We start from the raw sequence: 5,106 nt of genomic DNA, 5'->3' as shown, positions 1-5,106 counted from the left end.
CGCCAATGCCGGGGTCAAGGCGATGTTCGACGCGCTGAACGTCGCCTATGACGAGGAGGAGCGGCGCGGCTTCATCCGGCTGAACGCGGTGTCGCTGCTGTTCACCCTGTGCGCCATCGTCTTCGCCGCGGTGGCGCTGGCGGTCGTGGTCGCGGTGCCGATCGTGCTGAATTTCGTCGGCCTCGGTTCGATGGCCGGCACGCTGGTCTGGATCCTGCGCTGGCCGGCGCTGTACGCCGTCACCATCCTGGCGCTGACTCTGGTCTACCGCTACGGCCCGGGCGGGCGGCGCGAGCATTGGCTGAACTGGGGCGGCATCATCGCCGCCACAATCTGGCTCGGCGGCTCCATGCTGTTTTCCTGGTACGTCGCCAATTTCGGCAATTACGGCGCGACCTACGGCTCGCTCGGCGCCGTCATCGGCTTCCTGACCTGGATCTGGCTGTCGACCGTGATCTTCCTGGTCGGCGCCGAACTGAATTCCGAGATCGAGCGGGAGATCGAGCATTCGGTCGCGGGTGAACTGCCAGACGGCAAAGTCTAAGAACTGTCATCGCGAGCCCCGCAGGCGCGTGGCGATCCAGCGGCTCGATCTCTGGATCGCCGCGTCGCTTCGCTCCTCGCGATGACGGTGAAGTGTAGGCTTCCAGCACTGCAATCCTGACGCGGCGGCGGCCCCCCGCCCGCCGCCGCCAGCGCCCCGTCCGATCAGCGGCTCAGCAGATCGGCCGGCAAATCGCGGTTCTGGAACTTCTTGAAGGTGGCGTTCAGGCTGCCATCGGCGAAATGGGTCGTGATCCACTTGTCGAGCCAGGCCTTCAACTCGGTGTCGCCCTTCGGCAGGGCGATGCCGAGATTCAGCTCCTTCTGCAGGAACTTGACCTCGAGCTTGTCGGACCGGTTCTTGTTCATCTCCTCGACCACGGCGTTCTGGGTCGAGACGATGTCCACCTGGCCGGACACGGCGGCGGTGATCAGCGTCGCGTCATCCTCGAAGCGGACGATCTCGGCATCCTTGGCGTTCTGGGTGACCAGCGTGTCGTTCACCGTGGCGCGGGTGACGCCGATGCGCTTGCCGGCCAGGTCGGCATAGTCCTTCACCGCCTCACCCGACGTGCCGGCGACGACGATGGCCAGCGTGGCGTAGGGGATGGTGAAATCCACCGCCTTCTTGCGCTCATCGGTGATCGCCAGGTCGGCGACCAGGAAATCGGCCTTGTGGGTCTGGATCGTCGGCACCCGGGCGGCGTTGGTGATCTGCACCAGCTCTAGTTCGACCCCGAGATCCCTAGCGATCATCTTCGCGGTTTCGACGTCCGAACCGGTCGGCTGCAGCTGGGCGTCGACGAAGGCGAATTGCGGCACGCCCATCGCCACGGCGATGCGCACCTTCCCCGCGGCCTTGATGTCGTCCAGCCCGCCAGCCTGCGCCACCGGGGCGGCTGCGACCCACAGCATCGCCGCAGCAGCGGCGGCGGCCTTCAGCAAATCCTTGCGTGTCATGACGTTTCCCCTTCTTCGATTGTTGTCCGGCGTGTCGGGCCGGTGCCGATCCCGCAATCAGAGGTCGTTGGACAGGAAGTCGCGGAGTTCTTCCGTCCGGGGGGCTGCCAGCATCTCGCCCGGCCCGGTTTCCCAGACGCGGCCCTGATGCATGAAGATGATCCGGCTGGCGACGCGGCGGGCGAATGCCATCTCATGGGTGACCACCAGCATGGTCATGCCGCCGCGGGCCAGGCTTTCCATCACCTTCAACACCTCGCCCGTCAGATGCGGGTCGAGGGCCGAGGTGACCTCGTCGAACAGCATCACCTGCGGGCTCATCGCCAGCGACCGGGCGATCGCCACTCGCTGCTGCTGGCCGCCGGACAGCTGTTCCGGATAGGACTGGATCTTGTCGCCCAGGCCGACACGCTCCAGCGCGCTGCGGGCCAGCTCGCGCGCCTCGGCACCGCGGATGCCGCGCACCCGGCGCGGCGCCAGGGTGATGTTCTCTTCCACCGTCAGGTGGGGGAATAGGTTGTAGCTCTGGAACACCATGCCGACGTCCTGGCGCAGCGCACGCAGGTCCAGGTCTGGCGAGTCCACCCGGTGGCCGCAGACCTCGATACTGCCCGACTGGATCGTTTCCAGCCGGTTGACGCAGCGCAGCGCCGTGCTCTTGCCCGAACCGCTGCGGCCGATCACGGCGATGACCTCGCCCTTGGCGACCTCGAAGGACACACCCTTGAGCACTTCGAGATCCCCGAAGCGCTTGTGCACATCACGCAGCGTGACGACGGCCGACATTCAGCTTCCTTTCGAGCGAACGGCTCCAGCGCGACAGCGGGTAGCAGAGGGCGAAGTAGAACAGCCCCGCGATGCCGAAGATGAGAAACGGGTGGAAGATCGAGTTGTTGATGACCTGGGCCGCCCGGGTAAGCTCGACGAAGCCGACCACGGAGGCGAGCGAGGTGCTTTTCAGCACCTGGACCAAGAAGCCGACGGTCGGCGCCGTGGCGATGCGCGCCGCCTGCGGCAGGATCACGTCGACCAGCGTCTGCCAGCGGGTCAGGGCCAGGCATTCGGCCGCCTCGCCCTGCGTCTTCGGCACCGCCTCGACGCAGCCGCGCCAGATCTCGCCCAGGAAGGCGCTGGTGTAGATCATCAGCGACACCCCGGCGGCCAGTAGCGGCGGGATCTCGATGCCGACGATGCCCAGGCCGAAATAGCCCAGGAACAGCAGGATCAGCAGCGGCGTGCCCTGGACGACCTGGACATAGACGAAGCCGAGGCGGCGCAGGAAGCGCCGGCGGGAGATCCGCAGCAGCATGATGCCGAAGCCGGCGATGCCGCCCAGGCCGAAGGCCAGGAGCGAGAGCACCACGGTCCAGACCACGCCCTGCAGCAGGTAGACCAGGTGGTTGAAGGTGAAGGCACCGCCCATTCGGTCTCTCCTACAGCGGGGTGCCGAGCCGGCGGCGGCGCGGGAAGATCGCCTGGCCGAACAGGTGGAAGCCGAACTTCAGCAGCAGCGCCATCGCCAGGTACAGCAGGGCGACGACGATGTAGGTCTCGAACGGCCGGAAGGTGTCCGACTGGATGTTGTTCGCGACCGCCGTCAGCTCCTCCGCCGAGATCTGCGAGGTGACGGAGGAGGACAGCATCATCAGCACAAACTGGCTGGTCAGCGCCGGGTACACCCGCTCCAGCGCCGGCCGCAGGATCACGTCCCAGTAGATCTGCGGCGTCGACAGGCCCAGCGCCTGGGCCGCCTCGACCTGGCCGGGGGGCACGGTGTCCATGCCGGCGCGCACGATTTCCGCGGTGTAGGCGCCGACATTGATCACCATGGTCAGCACCGCGGCGAAGAAGATCGGCAGGCGGAGACCGGCGCTGGACAGGCCGAAAAACAGGAAGAAGATCTGGATCAGGTAGGGCGTGTTGCGGACGATCTCGACATAGGCGCCGCACAGCCGGGCAATCCATCGTGACCGGCCGCGCCGGCCGATGGCCAGGACCACGCCGATGGCAAGGCCGAGGATGGTGGCGACCGCCGTCATCTCCAGCGTCATCAGCGCGCCGTGCAGGAAGGACGGCCAGTATTCGACCAGGCTGCCGAAATCGAACTCGTAGATCATCGGGCCGTCCGTCCTCCCTGCATCTGCCGTGTCCGGCTGGTTGGTTCGTTCAGAAGCCTTGCGGCCGGGCCGCATCGACGAAGTAGTCTGGGTTGTGGCCCTGGACCCCGCCGATCTCGGCCAGCAGCGCCCCGAGATGCCCGCCCATCCCCGCCGCGGCGCGGTCGGGGTCATGCGCCTCGATCCCCGCCAGGATGGCGTCGTGTTCGGAGATCACCCGCGGCAGCCGCCCGTCCTCGGGCAGGGTCAGCCGCCGGTAACGGTCGACCTGCAGCTTGACCTGCTGCACCAGCGTCCAGATGCCGGGATAGCCCGCGGCGTCGGCCACGCCGGCGTGGAACGCCTCGTCGGCCTGGTGGAAGCCGTCACGATCGTCGGCCGCCGCCATCTCGCGCTGCCGCTCCATCACGGCACGCAAGCCGGCGATCTGGCTGCGGCTGGCTCGTTCGGCCGCCATCCGCGCCGTCGTCTCCTCCAACGATTTGCGGATGATGATCGCCTCGGGCAGGGCGTGGACCGGGATGCGCGACACGAAGGTGCCGGATTGCGGAAAGATGTCGACCAGCCCTTCATCGGCGAGGCGCAGCACGGCTTCGCGCACCGGGGTGCGGCTGACGCCGTAGGTCTCGGCGATCTCCTTCTCCACCAGCGGCACGCCGGGCTTGAGGCGCAGCGCGATGATGTCGGCGCGCAGGGCCCGGCGAATCAGGAAGGAGGCGGTGTGGGGTTGCCCGTGCGCGAGCGCATCGAGCCGCGACGACCGCGGCATGCGCCGCCGGCCCGTCGTTGTCTCATCCTCCCCACCGAGCACCGCGCCTCGCATTGCATCACCGCGTCGCGTATTTCTGATATGCAGCGTATACTAAAATATCAGTTGTTCAAGCCTTCTGGGCCGTCATGCAAAGGTCCAGGGTTTCTGCGGCTTCCGGCGGAATCGATCGAAAGAATCGCGATCCGCGACAGGGTGCGACTTGAATTCCGCGGCGTAAGGTCATTTGATTAAAAGGTCGAAGGATCGTGGCGCCCCTGACAAGACGGGAGCAACGCGCCGGGGCGCAGGCAAGGGAGAGCGAAAACAATGGCGGTGAAACAGCGTGCCCATCAGCGGTTGCGGCAGATGCTGAAGAGTTGCGGCGCGCGTGCGGATGCCAGGGTGCGGGACCAGCTGGCCACGCTGCCCGCGGGCTGGGCCCGGTCGGTGAGCGGCATGTTCGCGCGGGTCGAGCGCATCCTGACCGACGAGGAACGGCAGACCTTCCGCTGGACCGAAATCCGCGACAGCGACGGCCGTCTGGCCGCCTCCTGGTCCGGGGCGCGCGATTCGGGCGTGCTGATCGACCAGATCGTCGAGGAGGCCGCGACCGACGTGCTGGACGCCGGCCCGGCCAACTGGAAGGAATCGGCCGCCGAGATGGCGCAGAGCATCCGTGGCATGGCGGCAAAGGCATCGTCGCCCGCCGCCGCCGCCAAGGCCGCAGCCGCCGCG

At 67.2% G+C, this 5,106-nt stretch carries 7 protein-coding genes; 2 read left to right on the top strand and 5 right to left on the bottom strand.

What is annotated here, in order from left to right; genetic code table 11:
• Nucleotides 1-544 (top strand): YihY/virulence factor BrkB family protein (locus AC3XYG_RS17455; protein WP_489141123.1); only part of this gene is annotated, 544 nt, incomplete at its 5' end.
• Nucleotides 545-708: 164 nt separating this feature from the next.
• Here the strand turns inward: AC3XYG_RS17455 and AC3XYG_RS17450 are convergent.
• Genes AC3XYG_RS17450 through AC3XYG_RS17430 form a run of 5 tightly spaced genes read right to left on the bottom strand, consistent with a single transcriptional unit; the run spans nt 709 to nt 4,389 of the window.
• On the bottom strand, nt 709-1,503 hold the full coding sequence (locus tag AC3XYG_RS17450) for a transporter substrate-binding domain-containing protein (RefSeq protein WP_489141122.1): 795 nt from the start codon (nt 1,501-1,503) through the stop codon (nt 709-711).
• 57 nt (nt 1,504-1,560) lie between these two features.
• Entirely contained in the window at nt 1,561-2,289 is a 729-nt protein-coding gene (locus AC3XYG_RS17445; protein ID WP_489141121.1) for an amino acid ABC transporter ATP-binding protein, read from the bottom strand.
• The gene (locus tag AC3XYG_RS17440) at nt 2,264-2,926 is read right to left on the bottom strand and encodes an amino acid ABC transporter permease (RefSeq protein WP_489141120.1); all 663 of its coding nucleotides are present in this window, start codon (nt 2,924-2,926) and stop codon (nt 2,264-2,266) included. Before AC3XYG_RS17440 ends, AC3XYG_RS17445 begins: the two co-directional genes overlap by 26 nt.
• Before the next feature lie 10 nt (nt 2,927-2,936).
• A complete protein-coding gene (locus AC3XYG_RS17435; RefSeq protein ID WP_489141119.1) occupies nt 2,937-3,620 on the bottom strand; it encodes an amino acid ABC transporter permease in 684 nt (227 codons plus the stop codon).
• A 49-nt stretch (nt 3,621-3,669) separates the two neighbouring features.
• Nucleotides 3,670-4,389 carry a GntR family transcriptional regulator gene (locus tag AC3XYG_RS17430; protein WP_489141118.1) on the bottom strand — a complete coding sequence of 240 codons (720 nt, stop codon included), beginning with the start codon at nt 4,387-4,389 and terminating at the stop codon, nt 3,670-3,672.
• Between the two features lie 309 nt (nt 4,390-4,698).
• Here AC3XYG_RS17430 and AC3XYG_RS17425 point away from each other — a divergent pair.
• Nucleotides 4,699-5,106: hypothetical protein (locus AC3XYG_RS17425; protein ID WP_489141117.1), on the top strand; the 408-nt coding region annotated here is incomplete at its 3' end.

The organism is Inquilinus sp. (assembly GCF_057815775.1).
The sequence above is the reverse complement of the archived record's forward strand: the minus strand, read 5'-3'. Positions and strand labels throughout refer to the sequence as shown.